Here is a 16,239-nt window from a genome sequence, read left to right as displayed (position 1 = left end):
GATAATTTTTTTAAAGTATAATGAAATACAAAATTATTATTTTTGAATGGTGATAAGATTTGAATTTCTTTCCATGAATTATTTAATTCTATAATCAATTTATCAAATAATTCATCAATGTTTGTTTGGTTAAATTCTTTAAGTTTAAATTTTTTCGAAAATTTTAATTCATTAAATTGGTATTTGACAAAAAAATTTTCTTTTTCTTTATCTAAATCGTGGTCTAAAACTATAAATATAAAATCTCTAACACCATAATTCGCTGTTAATCGATCAACTCTGGTAATTTGATAAGATTTTGAATCTATTTCTTTTAAAAAATTAATATCAGTCAAATCCCTATTTGGAGGAAACGCATTAATAAGATTATTTGATTTTTTACTCCAGTTTTTTTCAAAACTGTCATTTAACCAATAATTTATTTCATTATTTTTCTTTTCAACAACTATAGTTAGAACAGGATCACTTTTAAAATTTATATATTTAATATTTTGTGATTTTAATAAATCATCAATTTTAAATTTATCAAATTCAATTTTGCATATAACTTCATAGACTTTATCTGTTTTCAATTCATCTTTGACAATAAAATATTTAAAATAATTTTGATAATTATTAATTTTTTTAATATTCTTATAATCTGACTGAATTGTAATTGATTTTAAAAAGTCATTTAATGATTTTTTCTTTATATCCTCAATAACTTTATTTCTATTATTTTTTATTTTTTTTAGTGATGTTTTAAAAGAATAATTATCAACAATATAAATACTAGAGTTTGCCTTAACAGAGAATAATATTACAAACATCAATGTTAAAAATATTTTAAATAAATGCATAAAAAGACCTTAACATACAAGCAAAGTGGAGTTGATACATCAAATACTAATAAATTGGTAAAATATATATCAAACCTATCTAATAAAACAAAAATTAAAGGGTCAAGATTATCTGGTTTTAAAAATATTGGAGGCTTTGGCTCCTTATTTGATTTAAAGCCTCACAAAATTAAAAATCCTGTTTTAGTTTCAGCTACTGACGGCGTTGGTACCAAATTAGAGTTGGCAAATAAATTAAATAAATTTGATACAATTGGAATAGATCTGGTAGCGATGTGCGTTAATGATCTGATCGTTCAAGGTGCAAGACCGTTATTTTTTTTAGATTACATTGCAATAGGAAAAGTTGAAAAAAATAAATACAAAAAGTTATTAAAAGGAATTGCTAAAGGCTGTGAAATTTCAAAATGTTATTTAGCTGGAGGAGAAACAGCTGAAATGCCAGGTATATATTCAAAAAATAAGTTTGATATGGCAGGTTTTTCAGTTGGAATAGTGGACAAATCTAAAATTTTGTACGGAAAAAAAATACAAAAAGATAATTTAATTTTAGCTATTCCATCTTCAGGATTACATTCAAATGGTTTTTCGCTTGTTAGACATGTATTGAAATTAAAAAAAATTAAAAATAAAAATATCCTAAAAAAATTATTAGAACCTACAAAAATTTATACGAATGAAGTTTTGAAACTCCACTCAAAAAATTTATTAAATGGATGCTGTAATATTACAGGTGGTGGTATCACTGAAAATTTACCAAGAGTATTACCAAAAGGAAAGGCTGCTGTGATAGATTTAGATAAAATTAAAACCTTAAAAATCTTTAAATTTTTAAAACAAAGCAATATCTCTGATAATGAAATGTTAAAAACATTCAATTGCGGGGTAGGATTTTGCCTTATAATAAATGAAAAAAATCTAAAAAAAGTACAGAGTTTTTTTAAAACTAAATATAAACCCTACCCAATTGGTAAAATTATGAATTCAAATAATAAAAAAATTATTTTTAATGGTAACATTAAGTTCTAAATTAAAAGTAGCTGTATTTATTTCTGGAAGAGGTTCGAATCTAAAAGCTTTAATCAAAAGTTCTAAGCTTAAAAAAAGCAAATACCAAGTTAGCCTTGTATTATCTAATAAATTAAATGCAAAAGGGTTGGATTTTGCAAAAAAAAATAAGATTAAAAATTACTTCATTGAAAAAAAGCTATCTACTTTTGAAAATAAAGCATTGAGACTAATTAAAATAAATAAGATTAAAATAATATGCTTGGCTGGATTTATGAGAATACTATCTTCAAATTTTATAAAAAAAGCAGGTATACCAATATTGAATATTCACCCCTCTCTCCTACCAAAACTAAAAGGTCTAAATACTCACGAAAGAGCTATTAAGGCAAAATATAAATTTTCTGGATGTACAGTCCATCATGTAAATGAAAAGCTAGACTCTGGTAAAATAATAATTCAAAAAAAAATTAAAATTCTTAAATCAGATAATCCAAAAACTTTGGCAAAGAAAATTTTAAAATTAGAGCACATAGCTTATGCTGAGGCTCTTGAAAAAATAATTTAATCTTTAAAAAATAGATCTATTTCAATTTTAGCATTTTCAATAGAATCTGATCCGTGAACTGAGTTTTTATCTATTGAAATTGCATATAAATTTCTAATCGTACCGGGTTTTGCATCTTTTGGATTTGTTGCACCCATTAAATCTCTATTTTTTTGAACTGCATTATCTCCCTTTAAAACCATTGCAACTAATGGACCAGAACTTATGTAACTGCACAAATCATTAAAGAAAGGTTTGTCAGAATGGACAGAATAAAATGTTTTTGCAAAATCCATATCAACGTGAATTTTTTTCATCTTTTCAATTATTAGATTATTTTCTTCAAAAATTTGTATTATTTTTCCGATCAAGTTTCTTTCTACAGCATCTGGTTTAATTAATGACAATGTCTGTTCACTCATAATACTCCTCCACTAATCTATTTAAAAGTTTTACTCCATAACCTGTTGCTCCTAATGGAATAGTTTTTGTCGTTTTTTTTGTCCAAGCCATACCAGCAATATCTAAGTGTGCCCATGGCGTTTTATTTAACACAAATCGTTGCAAAAATTGAGCCGCAGTGATTGATCCAGCTCCACCAGAGTAATTTATATTTTGGACATCAGCAATTTGAGAGTCAATTAATGCGTCAAAATTTTTATTCAATGGTAGTCTCCATGCCTTCTCATTATCTTTGTAGCCAACTTTGTTTATTCTATCTGCAAGTTGATCATTATTTGAAAATAAACCTGCATACTCATTACCTAAAGAGATAATTATAGCCCCAGTTAATGTAGCCAAATTAATCATGAATTTAGGTTTAAATCTTTTTTCAACATAGGTTAATAAATCAGCAAGAACAAGTCTACCTTCTGCATCGGTATTAAAAATTTCAATAGTTTTACCACTAAATGACTTGACTACATCACCTGGTCTTTGTGCATTACCATCGGGCATGTTTTCGACTAGGCCAATAATTCCAATTGCATTCACTTTAGCCTTTCTGCAAGCTAAGGTTTTCATCAAACCAGTTACTGTTCCTGCTCCAGCCATATCATACTTCATTTCTTCCATAAATCTTGCTGGTTTAAGAGAAATTCCACCTGTATCAAAACAAACACCCTTGCCAATAAAAGCTAGAGGTTTTGAATTTTTTTTACCACCATTCCATCTCATTATTGCTACATAACTTTTGTTCGCACTGCCTTGACCAACGCCCAACAAAGCATTCATACCAATTTTTTTTAATCTATCTTCATTCAATATTTCAATTTTTAAACCGAATTTACCTAGTTTTTTTACCTCATTTGAAAATTTACCTGGATTCAGTATATTAGAAGGAGTAGTTACTAAATCTCTTGTTAAACTAACACCTAAAAAAACATTCATCGCATCCACAATTGATTTTTTCAAAAAAGATTTATTTGGATGTACTAAAACTATTTTTATTATTTTTTTTTGATTCAATTGATCTGTTTTGTAATTTTTAAAAGCATAATTTCTCAATAACATACCAAGTAAGATATTTTTGATAATAGAGTTCTTAATAAATAATTTCGGAAGACTATCGAGAGATAATTCAATTTCATTTTTTTTTAACTTTATTGCCTCTTCAATTATTAACCCTCCTAACTCTTGATATTCAAAATCATTTTTCCTTTCTTCTAGATTAAAGAAAAACAGATTTGCAAATTTTGATTTTTTTAGATGAGATACAAATGTATAGCCTCTTTTATTTTTAGATGCTTTTATTTTTAAATCATCAGCAGTTTTTAAATCAAAAACTGTTTTAAGATTTTTTAAATTTGAATTTTTGTTAACTAAAATAGCCCTAAAATCAAAGTTTTGACTATATTTTGTTGAAATACTAAACATATAAATTACAACGGTTAATACACATTAAATGGTTAAAAACAAGATATTCCAATATTTTTTTATTGAGTTTTTTAAAATTTTTATCCTTGTCTCGTTATCATTCTCTTTGCTAGTATGGTTTTCTCAAGCTGCAAGATTATTAAGTCTCATAACAGAATTTGGAAATCCTGTTTCTATTTATGTAAAATATCTAATTTTTAGTTATCCGAAAATTTTAGACAATACATATTTGTTGAATTTTATTATCTCATTATTTTTTTTATTTGCTAAATTAGATAGCCAGAATGAAATGCAAATTTATTGGCTTTCTGGAATAAGCAAATTAAAGATATACTCAATTTGTATATATATTGGATTACTAGCACTAATTATAAATATCATTTTATCAAATTTTATTGCTCCTTGGAGTTCTTATCAAGGTAGACTACTTTTGGGTAATTCAAAATTCACTCTGATTAATGCCTTGGTAAAAGAAAAAAACTTTAATTCTCCTTTGGGAGGACTAACAATATTTGTAGAAAAAAATGATAAAAAAGGCAATCTAAGAGGAATTTTTATATATGAAAAATCAAGAACGATTACCGCAGCCAGCGGGGAAGTTCTTTCAGATGGAAATACATCATACTTAAATTTATACAATGGTACTACGCAAGAAAAAACTAAAAACTCAGTTAATTTTATAAAATTTAAAAAAACAACTTTTGATTTTTCAAAATATCAACTTCAAAATACAAGCTATCCAAAATTTAATGAGCGAAATTTTAATTGGTTAATAACAAATTTAGACAATAAACAAATTCCTGAAAATAGAAAAAAAGAAATTAGAGAAGAAATCAATACAAGAATAATAAAACCTTTTCTAATAATTGCTTTAACAAGTTTAATAAGTTTTTTAATTTTTTCAAATAATGAAAAAATTAATTCGAAAAAATTAAAATTTTTTATTTTTTTTGGATCAATTTCCTTGCTGATTTTAAATCAAATAGCTCTAGGGATGAGCGGAAAAAATATAAATTCAAGTTATGCATATCTCTCTATTTTATTAATGCTGATAGCTATTATTAATTTATTCTTTTTTCAGCAAATTAAAAATGAAAATAAGTTATGAAAAGATATACGCCAAAAATTTTAATAAAATACCTTATTCAAGAATTTGCTTTTTCGTTATTAATATTTACGTGTATTTTTTCTTCTTTAATTATACTTACTACATTTGTTGAAGAATTAATCTTTTTCAAAGAAAAGGAAATTGATAATAATTTTTTTTTAAAGATTTTTATTTTAACATTAATCAAATCTCCAACACTGATTTTTAATTTTTCTCCTTTTATTTTTCTTTTTTCAGGTATTTTTTTTTACGTTAAATTTTTGAAAAACAATGAAATAAGTCCAATGAGCTTATCAGGATTTTCATTAAACTTTATAACACTGGTGCCAGCTATATTTTCTTTTTTTTTAGGTATTATAATTATTACTGTATTTACACCTGTTACATCACAATTATCTAAATATTATGAAAGTGTTAAGCAAAAATATTCAGATAATGATAATTTACTAATTATGAGCAACACCGGTATATGGATAAAAGAAAACAAAGGTGTGGAAAAATTAATAATTAGAGCTGATAGAAACACTGAAGAAAATTTCTCTAAACTTAAAAACATTACAATATATATATTTAATAATGAAATATTTAAAGAAAGGATCGCAGGTGAACAAGCTACTATAAAAAATAATGAATGGCATTTACATAATGTAAATATTACCTCAGAAACATCTGTCAGGAGTTTAAAAAATTATATTTATACTAGTGCAATTAATTTGGGGAAATTAAAAAGTTATTTTAGTAATTCAGACATTTATTCAATCTGGAACATTAATAGCCAGTTAGAAGAAATAAGAGACAGGGGTTATTATGGTCAAGAGTTAATTATTAAACTCAATAAACAATTATCATTACCTTTTTTATTATTTTCAATGATTATTATTTCTACTATTTTTACAATAAAGGTAAATTATAGTTTTAATAATTTTATTTATATATTTTTAGGTATTTTAATTGGTATTGTTGTTTACTTTTTCAATGATTTATCAATTGCTTTGGGGGAAAGTGGAAAAATACCTCTCATTTTATCTGTTTGGATGCCGGTTATATTGCTAATGATTTATTCTATTTATAGTTTAATAAGAAGCTATGATTAATTTTTTTTCAATTATTCGTAAAATATTTTTAATACTTTTTATTTTTTCAATATTCATTCCTATAAAAAAAGTACAAGGTAATGAATTATTTGAAATAAAAGCAAAAAAAATTGAATATGATGATGCCAAAAATTTAATTAAAGCAGATGGAAATGCTAATGCAATACACTCGTCTGGAAAGAAAATTTATGCAGACCAAATTTTATACTATAGAAATAAAAATTTAATTATAACAAAAAATAATTCCAAATATATTGATGGTGAAAATATTTTAACTGCTAATACTTTTACATATAACGCAAATAACAAAGTTATAGAAGCTATAGGTAACGTAGTTTTAATAGATAAAGAAGATAATAAATTTTTTTTCAATAGTTTTAAGTACAATGAAAATACTCAAATAGGGTATGGGAACGAAATTGAAGCCAATATATCGGATGGATCTTTTTTATCTTCAAAAAAAATCATAATAAACAAAAAAAATAATATAACAAATTTGAATGCTGCAAAATTTACAACATGTTCAAATGTAAAAAATAATAAAAATGAGTTTTGCCCATCATGGTCTTTGAACAGTAAAAAGATCATTCACGATAAAAATAAAAAAAGAGTTACTCATAAAAATGCAGTTTTAAAATTAAAAAAAATACCAGTTTTTTACTCTCCATATATTTCTCATCCTGATCCATCAGTAAAGAGACAGAGTGGATTTTTGCCACCTGTGGCAAAAACTTTAACAAATATTGGGAGAACAATCCAAATTCCTTATTTTTGGGCAATTAATGATGATAAAGACCTTACACTAACACCAACGTACTATTCTGATGAATATGATTTTCTTAGGTCGTCTTATAGACAAGCTTTTAAAAATGGCAGTCTCATAATAGAAAATGGCTATTCAAAAGGTTACAAAAATCTTAATAAAACAGGCCGTACAAAAGGATCTAGGAACTATTTATTTGCAAATTACAGTGGAAATATTCCAAGTACTTTATTTAATGAAAATCAAATAGAATTTAAATTACAGAGAGTATCACAGCAAAATTTTTTAAGAGTAAATAAAATAAATACTAAATTATTTAAAAATGATATTAGATCATTGGAAAATAGTTTTCAGATTTCAGGAAGTGACTCTAATAAAAGATTTAGTACCAAAATTGGTGTTTTTGAAAACTTGGATATATCAGACAATAGTAAGTATACCTATTATCTTCCAGATGGAGTTTTTTCATTAAATAAAAAATTTGCTAATTTTAATTCTAATTTTAATACTTTATTTCAAGGAAAAAAATTCTCAAAAAATCAAAAGCAATTTAAAATTAGAAATAATATATCATTTGATAGCAAGGGAATAGTTTTTAAAAATAATGGAATTAGCTCTGTAGCAAAACTTTCACTCTACAATAATAATATTTATAATGATGATGTTTCAAATCAAAAAGATAATACTAATATTGATAATTACTTTACTTTTGCTTTAGATAACACACTGCCATTTGTAAAATTCTCAAAGAATTCTTATCAGATTCTAACTCCAAGAATTTTTTTAAAATACACAAGTGGAAAAATGCTAAATGCTTATGACAGTGAAAAGCTATTAAATTTTTCTGATGTTTTTTCCATGAATAGAACTAATAACCTTGATACCCCCGAGGTTGGAGCTAGTATAGGTCATGGTTTTGACTATACATTCAATAAGAATAAAAAAAATTCAAATTTTACAAAGATAACAACAAGTTTGGGCTTAGGGCAAGTTTTAAGAAAAGATAGAGAAAAATTAATGCCTAATAAATCGTCTTTAAATAATTCTTCCTCAGATATAGTTGGATACTTTAAATATAGTTTAAATGGTGATGAGGTAGATTTGAATATAAGGAATGAGGATAAAATTAGTTTTCTTAGTAATTTTAAAAATAATAATTTAACAATAAATCATAATTTTAATATTGAAAATGATTTTTCAGAGATGGTAAGCAATAATACAATATTATCTGGTAGTTATAATAAATTTTATACTGCATTAAAGTTTGAAGAAAAAAACAACCATGTGGGTTCTGAAAAGAGTGGCTCGATAAATATAAAAAAACTTATTGGAGATAATTATTATTTTAATTTTGAGTCAAAAAGAAATTTAAAAACAAATAACTCTGAGTATTTAAAATTTGGAATTAATTTTGAAAATGACTGTATATTGTCATCATTAACACTTTCTCGTGATTTCTATTTTGACAAGGATATAACCTCTTCAAAAACACTAGTTTTTGGAATCACTATAAAACCTTTTTCGGATAATTTTGGTCCAGACTTAACTGACTTAATAAATTAAAAGATGAAAATAATAAAAATCATTCTTTCTTTTATTTTAATATCTATGTCTCAGGCCAGTGCGCAAGAGTTCCGCCCACTTGTAACAATAAATAATAGAATTATTACAAATTATGATCTTTTATTAGAAATAAAAACACTAGAATTTTTAAATAATGTAAAAATAGATAATAAGCAGCAACCAATAATTTTACAACAAATGATAAATGAAAAAATTAAAGAAATAGAGCTGAAAAACTATAAATTAAATGTAAACGATAAATTAATAAATAAAAAATTAAATCTAAGTTTACAAAAAAAAAATAAATTACTAACTGATGATATTAGAGATAATATTAAAAATAAAATAATCCTTCAAGATAAATGGAATAAATTAATAAATTTAAAATACTCTCAACAACTATATGTAAATTTTGATGAGATTAATCAAATAATAAAAAGTAAGAACTTAAAAGAAAAAGATAGAGAAAAGATAATTTCAATAGAAAAAAATAAAAAGTTAAATATTTATTCAAAAACTTTTTTTAATCAAATTAAAGTAAAATATTTAGTAAAATATTTATAATGAAAAATATAAGCATATTATTGACTGATAATAATAGCATTAACGAAAAAATTATTGTCAAATCATTAAAAAAATTAAAAAATTGCAAACTGAATAAAATTTTTTTTATAGGTGACAAAAAACTTTTCTGTAAAATTTATTCTTTTTCGAAAAATATAGACAAGTTCATATTTTTTAATATTAATTTGAATAAAAAAAATTATTTTGAATATTTAAAAGAAATAACTTTAGCTTCAATAAGATTATTTAAAGAAAAAAAAATTCAAGCGATAATTAACATGCCTTTAGATAAAAAAAAATTTTTGAATAATAAATTTTTTGGATATACGGAGTTTTTTTCATATTATTTTGACAATAAAAAAAATGAGACAATGCTGCTATATAGCGATAAATTTTCTGTTTCTCCTCTTACTACACATGTGGAAATAAAAAATGTTGATAAAATAATTACAAAAAATAAATTAATACAATCTATAAAAAATATTGAAAACTTTTACAAAAAAAAAATAAAAAAAAAAATTCAAATTATAGTTTTGGGCTTAAATCCCCATGCGAGCAAAGATTTGCAAAATCGCACTAAAGATGAAACTCACTTAAGGCCTATTGTTAAATATTTTTCAAAAAAAAAGGTAAATATTATAGGGCCAATATCATCTGATACTGCTTTTAATGATTTTAAAAATAAGGTCTATTTAGGTATGTATCATGATCAGGTATTGATACCTTTCAAAATGATGAATAAATTTAAAGGTATAAATATTACTATTGGTAAAAACCTCCTTAGATTATCTCCAGATCATGGTCCTGCAAAACAGTTAAATAATAATAAAAATAAATCTCAAATAAATAGCCAAAGCTTTATTGAATGTATAAAATTTTGTGAAAAATTTAATGTTTAAAAAAAAATTTGGGCAAAATTTTTTAATCAATGATACTTTAACTGATCAAATTATAGAGCTGGAAAATATTAAAAATAAAAATATCCTAGAAATAGGTCCAGGTAATTTAGCATTAACAAAAAAAATAATACAAAAAAAACCTAAAAACTTCTTTGCTTTAGAAATTGATAATGATCTAGTTGTAAAGCACCAAAATTTTGAACATGCACAGCATATTATTAATAAAGACGCATTAAAAATTGACGAATATAAACTATTTAATAAAAAAAAATTTTCTATTATTTCAAATCTACCGTTTAATATATCAGCTCAACTTTTAATTAAGTGGTTAAAGATTCAAAATAAATACAATTGTATTGAAAATATGATCTTAATGTTTCAAAAAGAATTAGCTGAAAGAATTATTGCAGATATTAATACAAAAAAATACGGTAGAATATCAATTTTAAGTAGTGCTTTTTTTAAAATAGAAAAAAAATTAGAAATTGGAAAGAAAAATTTTTATCCAATACCTAATGTTGATACAGTTGTTTTAAAATTTACTGCATTAAAAAAAAATAAAATTAAAGACGAAAACTTTCATAAATTAGAAAAAATTACACAAATTTTTTTTAATGAAAGAAGAAAAATTAATACTAAAAAAATAAATAAAATATTTACACAAGATCAAATTAATAAATGGAAATTATATAATTATTTTAAAAAAAGACCGGAAAACTTAAGTAGAGATACTTATTATTTTTTTACTTCAATTTTATAATTTTTTTATTATTTTTAAAGTTTGGTCCATGCGTTTTTTTTCTTCGATCAATGATCTAATTTTTTTTAATATTGATTTTACACATTTGTTAAGATTGTCATTTATAAAAATAAAGTCGTACTCACCCCAATGTTCTATATCTTTTTTAGCTAATGAAAATCTTTTTAATGCAATATGCTTGTCTTCTTTATGTCTCTTTAATAGCCGCTGTCTTAAAGCAAGCTTATTTGGAGGTAGTATAAAAAAAGAGTAACAATTTTTATTAATTTTATTTTTAATTGATCTTGCCCCTTGCCAATCTACATCAAATAAAACTAAACTCTTTTTTTTTAAGTTGTTTTTTACTTCACTTTTTAAAGTGCCGTAATAATTTTCATAAACCTTTGCATATTCTAAAAATTTTTTACGTTTTTTTAAGTTTATAAATTTTTCTTTTGATACAAAAAAATAGTCAACTCCATCTCGCTCGTTACTTCTAGGTTTTCTAGTAGTACAAGAAATAGATAAATGAGATTTTTTTATTTTTTTTAAAATTGCCCTGGTTATAGTAGTTTTTCCTGCCCCAGATGGGGACGAAATAATTATTGATAATCCACTACTGTATGACAAAAAAAAATTATTTAGCGTTACTTTCTATAAATTTAACAGCATCACCAACAGTTAGTATTTTTTCTGCCTCACTATCAGATATTTCTGAACCAAATTCTTCTTCGAATGCCATAACTAACTCTACAGTATCCAAGCTATCAGCGCCAAGATCATCAATAAAGCTTGCCTCGTCTGTTACTTTAGCTGCATCAACACCCAGGTGATCAACAATAATTTTTTTTACTTTTTCCCTAACATCGCTCATAAATTCTCCTTTTTGTTTAAAATATTTCTTTAAATGATTAATTTAACTTAATCAAGCCATATACATCCCACCATTCACATGTATTGTCTCACCTGTTATATATGAAGAATCATCAGAGCAAAGAAAAATTACAGCATTTGCGATATCTTCTCCTGTCCCTAGTCTATTAATTGGAATATTTTTTAATAACTCATTTTTGTATTCTTCTTTTAAATCTTTAGTCATATCTGTAGCAATAAAACCTGGGGATACACAATTTACTCTAATATTTTTTTTGGCATATTCCTTTGCCAATGATTTGGTCATTGCAACAACACCTGCCTTTGAAGCTGTGTAATTAGCTTGACCGGCATTACCAGTATGCCCAACAACAGAAGTTATATTAACTATACTGCCTGATTTATTTTTAATCATAGCTTTTATTGCAGTTTGACATGCAAAAAAAACTGAATTTAAGTTAACATCTATTACATCATTCCATTCTTCTTCTTTCATTCTTAAAGTTAAATTATCTTTAGTAATTCCTGCATTATTAATTAGAATATCAATACCGCCAAGTGAGTCTATGAGCCTTGGAAACTGCTGTACTACGTCATTTTGATTTTTTAAATTTAATTGTTCAATTTTAATATTAGGGAATTTTTTTTTTAAATTTTCTAAATTGTTAGAATTAGAACCAATGGTTAAAATTTCTGCATCAAGTTTATAAAGTGCTTCCAACACCGATAATCCTATACCTCTCGACCCACCAGTAATAATTACTTTTTTATTTTTTAAACTATTCATAATTTCTTATATCCTCCACATTATCGAGTTTTAAACATTTAATTTCAAATTCAAATCTTTTAAACATATTTGTCAAAGCTTTACCGGGACCACATTCTACAGCCTCTAATATTTTATTGTTTGAAAAATAACCAACTGTATCTCTCCATTTAACTCTTGAAAAAACACATTTAATTAGCAAGTTTTTTATTTCATCGCTCAAGTGTTCGGCTTTTGCACTCACATTTGACACTAAAGGAATTTTAGGATCACTAAATTTGAAATCTACCATGTAATTTTTTAATTCTTCAGCAGCAGGTTTCATCATACTACAATGAAAAGGAGCACTGACTGGCAAAGATATAGATTTTTTTTTTAATTCTTCTTTTAATAAAATTACAATTTCATCAACTTCTGACTTGGATCCACTTATAACACATTGTCCTGGGCAATTATCATTTGAAATTTCTACAGTCTGAAAATTTTTTTCCAAAATAAATTTTTCTAGGCTATCTATATCTGTATTCAAAACTGCTGCCATGCTACCTTCTCCAACTGGTACAGCGTTTTGCATTGCTTGACCTCTTTTTTTTAAAATTTTAGCCGCGTCGGAAAGTTTGATTGATTCAGAGGCTACCAATGCACTATATTCACCAAGAGAGTGTCCAGCGCATAAGTTGAAATCACTAATATTAACAGCTTTTTCTTTTTTCAAAGCTTCAAAAGTTGCAATACTCACTGCCATAATTGCAGGTTGAGTATTCTCTGTTAAGTTCAATTTTTTAACATCTTCGCCAAAAATTATTTTGCTTAAATTTTGATTTAACGCACTGTCAACTTCCTCAAATACTCTCTTAGAGACATCAAAATTCTCTTTCAAATACTTTCCCATGCCTAAATATTGGGATCCTTGGCCTGGAAAAACTATACATTTAGTCATTTTTAATAAGAATATATCTATTGAATTAAAATTAATACTCTTATATCAAACCATTTTTTTAAATTAAATAATTATAATTGTGAATATATACGAACATACATACATCGCTGCTCCAGAAGCTAATAAAAAAGATATGGAGAGCATAGAGAACAGAATTGAGGAAATTGTAAAAAAATCTTCAGGCAAAATTTGTAAGATTGAAGATTGGGGCTTACGTAATTTGGCTTATCCAATAAAAAAAAATAACAAAGGATATTACAGAAATTTATATTTGGAAGGTGATAACAAAACAATAAGAGCTATTGAAGAATTTGAAAAATTTAATGATAAAGTAATAAAATACTTATCTATGAAAATTAAGAATCTTCCTAAAGAAGATTCTGAACTTGCAAAAGAAAAAAAATAAATGAAAAAAAAACAATTCAAGAAAAAAAGTAGCTTTGGTCTTTCGTCAAAATTATCACAAATTGGAAAAAAAAGTTGCCCCTTAGCAAAAAAAAATATTGAAGAACTTAATTACAAAAATATAAAATTATTGAAAAAATATATTTCAGACTCTGCTAAAATATTACCTACAAGAATTACAAATGTATCACATGGTAAACAAAAAATTCTAGTTAGAGAGATTAAAAAAGCACGAGCATTAGCTCTATTACCTTACGTAGGAAATTAATCATGAAAGTAATTTTACTAGAAAATATAAAGAAACTTGGAACTATCGGACAAAAAGTAAATGTAAAAGATGGTTTTGGTAGAAATTATTTATTAAAAAAAGGCAAAGCATTATTGCCTACCAAAGAAAATATTGCTCATTTTGAAACTAAAAAAGCTGAAATAATTAAAAAAAATGAAATTGAGAAAAATAAAGCAATTGAAATTTCAGAAAAACTTAAGGCAGTTAAAATTACTGTGCGAAAAGAAATAATGGAAAATGGAAACCTTTATGGTTCAGTTACAATTAAAGAAATTTGTAGTGAAATAATAAATTCTTCTAAGGTTGAAATTAAACCTGAGCAAATTGAGCTTCCTGCGAATATTAAATCAAAAGGTGAATATAAGTTTCTTGTAAATCTTCATGCTGAAGTTCAATCTGAAGTTTTGTTAGAAGTTGTTCCTAAAGAATAATTGTTAACTTTTCCACATTAAAAAAAATATTTTTAAAATGAAAAATATTACTATGAGTATAATTATAGCTCATGAGCACAGAGCTAATTAACCTAAATATTAATAAAAATCATATACCAAAAAATATTGAGGCGGAGCAAACAGTTCTTGGTTCAATTTTAGAAAATAATGAACTTTTTGATGAAATAACTGATGAAATCAATGAAGGTCATTTTCATGACACAATACATCAAAAAATTTATAAGATTATTTCAAATTTAATATCCAAAGGATTACTCGCTAACCCAATAACAATAAAAAATTTTTTTAATGATAATCAAGAGTTGACAGAAATTGGTGGCTTAGAATATCTTTTAAAATTAACTAAAGTTTCTACTACTAAGAATCAAATCAAACATTATTCAAAATTACTCTCCGACCTATATATCAGAAGACAACTAATTAAAATTAGTGAGGAAACACTTGAAGACAGTAAAAATAAAGAATTAGAAATAAGTGGAACAAATATTTTAGAAAATACAGAAAGAAAACTTTTTGAAATTGCAGAACGGGGAGAATTTCAAAGAAGTTTTGTAACATTTAAAGATGCGCTTAAAGAAACAATTGATATGGCAACAGCGGCTTATAAAAATGACCAAGGAATAGTTGGCGTTCCATCTGGACTGACAGATCTTGATGATAGATTAGGCGGGCTACACAAACAAGATCTAATAATTATCGCAGGTAGACCTTCAATGGGTAAAACTGCCCTTGCAACAAATATTGCATTTAATGCAGCTGAAAATATTCAAAAACAAAATAAAAAAACTTCAGTAGCATTTTTTTCACTAGAAATGTCATCAGAACAACTCTCTACTAGAATTTTATCTGAACAATCTAGAATAAAATCAAATGACATAAGAAGGGGAAAGATTAATCAAGAAGATTTTGAAAAATTTATTGAAGCATCAAAAAATTTAGAAAATTTACCACTGCATATTGATGATACCCCAGCAATAACAATTTCAGCACTTAGTAACCGTGCAAGAAGACTAAAAAGAAAACAGGGATTAGACTTAATTGTAATTGATTATATTCAATTAATGAAATCATCTGGGTATAGAAATGAAGGTAGAGTTTTGGAAATAGCTGAAATTACCCAGGGTTTAAAAGCTTTGGCAAAAGAACTTGATGTTCCAGTATTAGCATTATCCCAATTATCTAGACAGGTAGAACAAAGGGAAGATAAAAAACCTCAATTAGCTGATTTAAGAGAATCAGGGTCAATTGAACAAGATGCCGATGTAGTGATGTTTGTATTTAGAGAGCAATATTATCTTGAAAAGCAAGAACCCAAGCTAGGGACTGCAGAGCATGTAGAATGGCAAGAAAAAATGAATCAAGTACACAATCAAGCTGAAATTATTATTGGTAAACAAAGGCATGGACCTACGGGGCTAATCAAGCTTGAATTTGAAAGCGCATTTACTAAATTTAAAGATGCAAGTAATTAAAAAATAGTTACTTTTTTTCTAATTAAATATATATACCAATCAT

General features: G+C 25.3%; 19 protein-coding genes. 12 read left to right on the top strand and 7 right to left on the bottom strand.

Features of this window, described 5'->3' with window-relative positions; genetic code table 11:
- On the bottom strand, window positions 1–839 hold an 839-nt coding region (locus tag ACTTAQ_RS04520), incomplete at its 3' end, for a hypothetical protein (RefSeq protein WP_440695934.1).
- On the opposite strand from ACTTAQ_RS04520, the gene purM reads away from it, so the two are divergent.
- Both purM and purN read left to right on the top strand, forming a co-directional pair.
- Complete coding sequence (gene purM, locus ACTTAQ_RS04515) at window positions 834–1,868, top strand: phosphoribosylformylglycinamidine cyclo-ligase (protein ID WP_440695932.1); 1,035 nt, start codon at window positions 834–836, stop codon at window positions 1,866–1,868. The genes ACTTAQ_RS04520 and purM overlap by 6 nt on opposite strands.
- Window positions 1,849–2,415 carry a phosphoribosylglycinamide formyltransferase gene (gene purN / locus ACTTAQ_RS04510; protein WP_440695930.1) on the top strand — a complete coding sequence of 189 codons (567 nt, stop codon included), beginning with the start codon at window positions 1,849–1,851 and terminating at the stop codon, window positions 2,413–2,415. The genes purM and purN overlap by 20 nt, the downstream gene beginning before the upstream one ends.
- Here the strand turns inward: purN and ndk are convergent.
- The gene (gene ndk, locus ACTTAQ_RS04505; RefSeq protein WP_440695928.1) at window positions 2,412–2,816 is read right to left on the bottom strand and encodes a nucleoside-diphosphate kinase; all 405 of its coding nucleotides are present in this window, start codon (window positions 2,814–2,816) and stop codon (window positions 2,412–2,414) included. The two genes, purN and ndk, sit on opposite strands and share 4 nt — an antisense overlap.
- A complete protein-coding gene (locus ACTTAQ_RS04500; RefSeq protein ID WP_440695926.1) occupies window positions 2,809–4,269 on the bottom strand; it encodes a leucyl aminopeptidase in 1,461 nt (486 codons plus the stop codon). The genes ndk and ACTTAQ_RS04500 overlap by 8 nt, the downstream gene beginning before the upstream one ends.
- A 28-nt stretch (window positions 4,270–4,297) precedes the next feature.
- On the opposite strand from ACTTAQ_RS04500, the gene ACTTAQ_RS04495 reads away from it, so the two are divergent.
- The 6 genes from ACTTAQ_RS04495 to rsmA are packed head-to-tail and all read left to right on the top strand — an operon-like array spanning window position 4,298 to window position 11,020.
- Window positions 4,298–5,377, top strand: a complete 1,080-nt coding sequence (locus tag ACTTAQ_RS04495; protein WP_440695924.1) for an LptF/LptG family permease — start codon at window positions 4,298–4,300, stop codon at window positions 5,375–5,377.
- Complete coding sequence (locus ACTTAQ_RS04490; RefSeq protein WP_440695922.1) at window positions 5,374–6,471, top strand: LptF/LptG family permease; 1,098 nt, start codon at window positions 5,374–5,376, stop codon at window positions 6,469–6,471. The genes ACTTAQ_RS04495 and ACTTAQ_RS04490 overlap by 4 nt, the downstream gene beginning before the upstream one ends.
- A complete protein-coding gene (locus ACTTAQ_RS04485) occupies window positions 6,464–8,797 on the top strand; it encodes an LPS-assembly protein LptD (protein ID WP_440695920.1) in 2,334 nt (777 codons plus the stop codon). The genes ACTTAQ_RS04490 and ACTTAQ_RS04485 overlap by 8 nt, the downstream gene beginning before the upstream one ends.
- A gap of 3 nt (window positions 8,798–8,800) precedes the next feature.
- Window positions 8,801–9,361, top strand: coding sequence for a hypothetical protein (locus tag ACTTAQ_RS04480; protein ID WP_440695918.1), 561 nt, complete (start codon window positions 8,801–8,803; stop codon window positions 9,359–9,361).
- Window positions 9,361–10,260, top strand: a complete 900-nt coding sequence (locus ACTTAQ_RS04475) for a 4-hydroxythreonine-4-phosphate dehydrogenase PdxA (protein ID WP_440695916.1) — start codon at window positions 9,361–9,363, stop codon at window positions 10,258–10,260. The genes ACTTAQ_RS04480 and ACTTAQ_RS04475 overlap by 1 nt, the downstream gene beginning before the upstream one ends.
- Window positions 10,253–11,020, top strand: coding sequence for a 16S rRNA (adenine(1518)-N(6)/adenine(1519)-N(6))-dimethyltransferase RsmA (rsmA, locus tag ACTTAQ_RS04470; RefSeq protein ID WP_440695914.1), 768 nt, complete (start codon window positions 10,253–10,255; stop codon window positions 11,018–11,020). Before ACTTAQ_RS04475 ends, rsmA begins: the two co-directional genes overlap by 8 nt.
- On the opposite strand, the gene gmk is transcribed toward rsmA, so the two are convergent.
- Genes gmk through fabD form a run of 4 tightly spaced genes read right to left on the bottom strand, consistent with a single transcriptional unit; the run spans window position 11,015 to window position 13,578 of the window.
- Complete coding sequence (gmk, locus tag ACTTAQ_RS04465; protein ID WP_440695912.1) at window positions 11,015–11,629, bottom strand: guanylate kinase; 615 nt, start codon at window positions 11,627–11,629, stop codon at window positions 11,015–11,017. The two genes, rsmA and gmk, sit on opposite strands and share 6 nt — an antisense overlap.
- 7 nt (window positions 11,630–11,636) lie before the next feature.
- The gene (locus tag ACTTAQ_RS04460; protein ID WP_440680221.1) at window positions 11,637–11,873 is read right to left on the bottom strand and encodes an acyl carrier protein; all 237 of its coding nucleotides are present in this window, start codon (window positions 11,871–11,873) and stop codon (window positions 11,637–11,639) included.
- 51 nt (window positions 11,874–11,924) lie between these two features.
- On the bottom strand, window positions 11,925–12,659 hold the full coding sequence (gene fabG / locus ACTTAQ_RS04455; RefSeq protein WP_440695910.1) for a 3-oxoacyl-[acyl-carrier-protein] reductase: 735 nt from the start codon (window positions 12,657–12,659) through the stop codon (window positions 11,925–11,927).
- Window positions 12,652–13,578 (bottom strand): ACP S-malonyltransferase, encoded by a 927-nt coding sequence (fabD, locus tag ACTTAQ_RS04450; protein WP_440695908.1) that lies wholly within the window; start codon window positions 13,576–13,578, stop codon window positions 12,652–12,654. Before fabD ends, fabG begins: the two co-directional genes overlap by 8 nt.
- Before the next feature lie 79 nt (window positions 13,579–13,657).
- On the opposite strand from fabD, the gene rpsF reads away from it, so the two are divergent.
- The 4 genes from rpsF to ACTTAQ_RS04430 all read left to right on the top strand — a co-directional run bounded on the left by rpsF (window position 13,658) and on the right by ACTTAQ_RS04430 (window position 16,196).
- Complete coding sequence (gene rpsF, locus ACTTAQ_RS04445; RefSeq protein WP_440695907.1) at window positions 13,658–13,984, top strand: 30S ribosomal protein S6; 327 nt, start codon at window positions 13,658–13,660, stop codon at window positions 13,982–13,984.
- Window positions 13,985–14,251 (top strand): 30S ribosomal protein S18, encoded by a 267-nt coding sequence (gene rpsR, locus ACTTAQ_RS04440; protein ID WP_440695905.1) that lies wholly within the window; start codon window positions 13,985–13,987, stop codon window positions 14,249–14,251. It abuts the gene before it with no gap.
- A 2-nt stretch (window positions 14,252–14,253) separates the two neighbouring features.
- Window positions 14,254–14,703, top strand: coding sequence for a 50S ribosomal protein L9 (gene rplI / locus ACTTAQ_RS04435; protein WP_440695903.1), 450 nt, complete (start codon window positions 14,254–14,256; stop codon window positions 14,701–14,703).
- A 71-nt stretch (window positions 14,704–14,774) separates the two neighbouring features.
- The gene (locus ACTTAQ_RS04430; RefSeq protein ID WP_440695901.1) at window positions 14,775–16,196 is read left to right on the top strand and encodes a replicative DNA helicase; all 1,422 of its coding nucleotides are present in this window, start codon (window positions 14,775–14,777) and stop codon (window positions 16,194–16,196) included.
- Window positions 16,197–16,239 lie beyond the last annotated feature (43 nt).

It is taken from the genome of Candidatus Pelagibacter sp. HIMB109, assembly GCF_052048155.1.
GTDB lineage: Bacteria > Pseudomonadota > Alphaproteobacteria > Pelagibacterales > Pelagibacteraceae > HIMB114.
This window is presented reverse-complemented; position numbering and strand designations above follow the sequence as displayed.

Bases quoted from the DNA above. Each gene is read 5' to 3' on its own strand.
- fabD (WP_440695908.1), bottom strand. From the start codon at position 13,578: ATGACTAAATGTATAGTTTTTCCAGGCCAAGGATCCCAATATTTAGGC.
- purN (WP_440695930.1), top strand. From the start codon at position 1,849: ATGGTAACATTAAGTTCTAAATTAAAAGTAGCTGTATTTATTTCTGGA.
- ACTTAQ_RS04490 (WP_440695922.1), top strand. From the start codon at position 5,374: ATGAAAAGATATACGCCAAAAATTTTAATAAAATACCTTATTCAAGAA.
- ACTTAQ_RS04460 (WP_440680221.1), bottom strand. From the start codon at position 11,873: ATGAGCGATGTTAGGGAAAAAGTAAAAAAAATTATTGTTGATCACCTG.
- rsmA (WP_440695914.1), top strand. From the start codon at position 10,253: ATGTTTAAAAAAAAATTTGGGCAAAATTTTTTAATCAATGATACTTTA.
- purM (WP_440695932.1), top strand. From the start codon at position 834: ATGCATAAAAAGACCTTAACATACAAGCAAAGTGGAGTTGATACATCA.
- ACTTAQ_RS04500 (WP_440695926.1), bottom strand. From the start codon at position 4,269: ATGTTTAGTATTTCAACAAAATATAGTCAAAACTTTGATTTTAGGGCT.
- rpsR (WP_440695905.1), top strand. From the start codon at position 13,985: ATGAAAAAAAAACAATTCAAGAAAAAAAGTAGCTTTGGTCTTTCGTCA.
- ndk (WP_440695928.1), bottom strand. From the start codon at position 2,816: ATGAGTGAACAGACATTGTCATTAATTAAACCAGATGCTGTAGAAAGA.
- ACTTAQ_RS04475 (WP_440695916.1), top strand. From the start codon at position 9,361: ATGAAAAATATAAGCATATTATTGACTGATAATAATAGCATTAACGAA.
- rplI (WP_440695903.1), top strand. From the start codon at position 14,254: ATGAAAGTAATTTTACTAGAAAATATAAAGAAACTTGGAACTATCGGA.
- fabG (WP_440695910.1), bottom strand. From the start codon at position 12,659: ATGAATAGTTTAAAAAATAAAAAAGTAATTATTACTGGTGGGTCGAGA.
- ACTTAQ_RS04495 (WP_440695924.1), top strand. From the start codon at position 4,298: ATGGTTAAAAACAAGATATTCCAATATTTTTTTATTGAGTTTTTTAAA.
- ACTTAQ_RS04480 (WP_440695918.1), top strand. From the start codon at position 8,801: ATGAAAATAATAAAAATCATTCTTTCTTTTATTTTAATATCTATGTCT.
- ACTTAQ_RS04430 (WP_440695901.1), top strand. From the start codon at position 14,775: ATGAGCACAGAGCTAATTAACCTAAATATTAATAAAAATCATATACCA.
- ACTTAQ_RS04485 (WP_440695920.1), top strand. From the start codon at position 6,464: ATGATTAATTTTTTTTCAATTATTCGTAAAATATTTTTAATACTTTTT.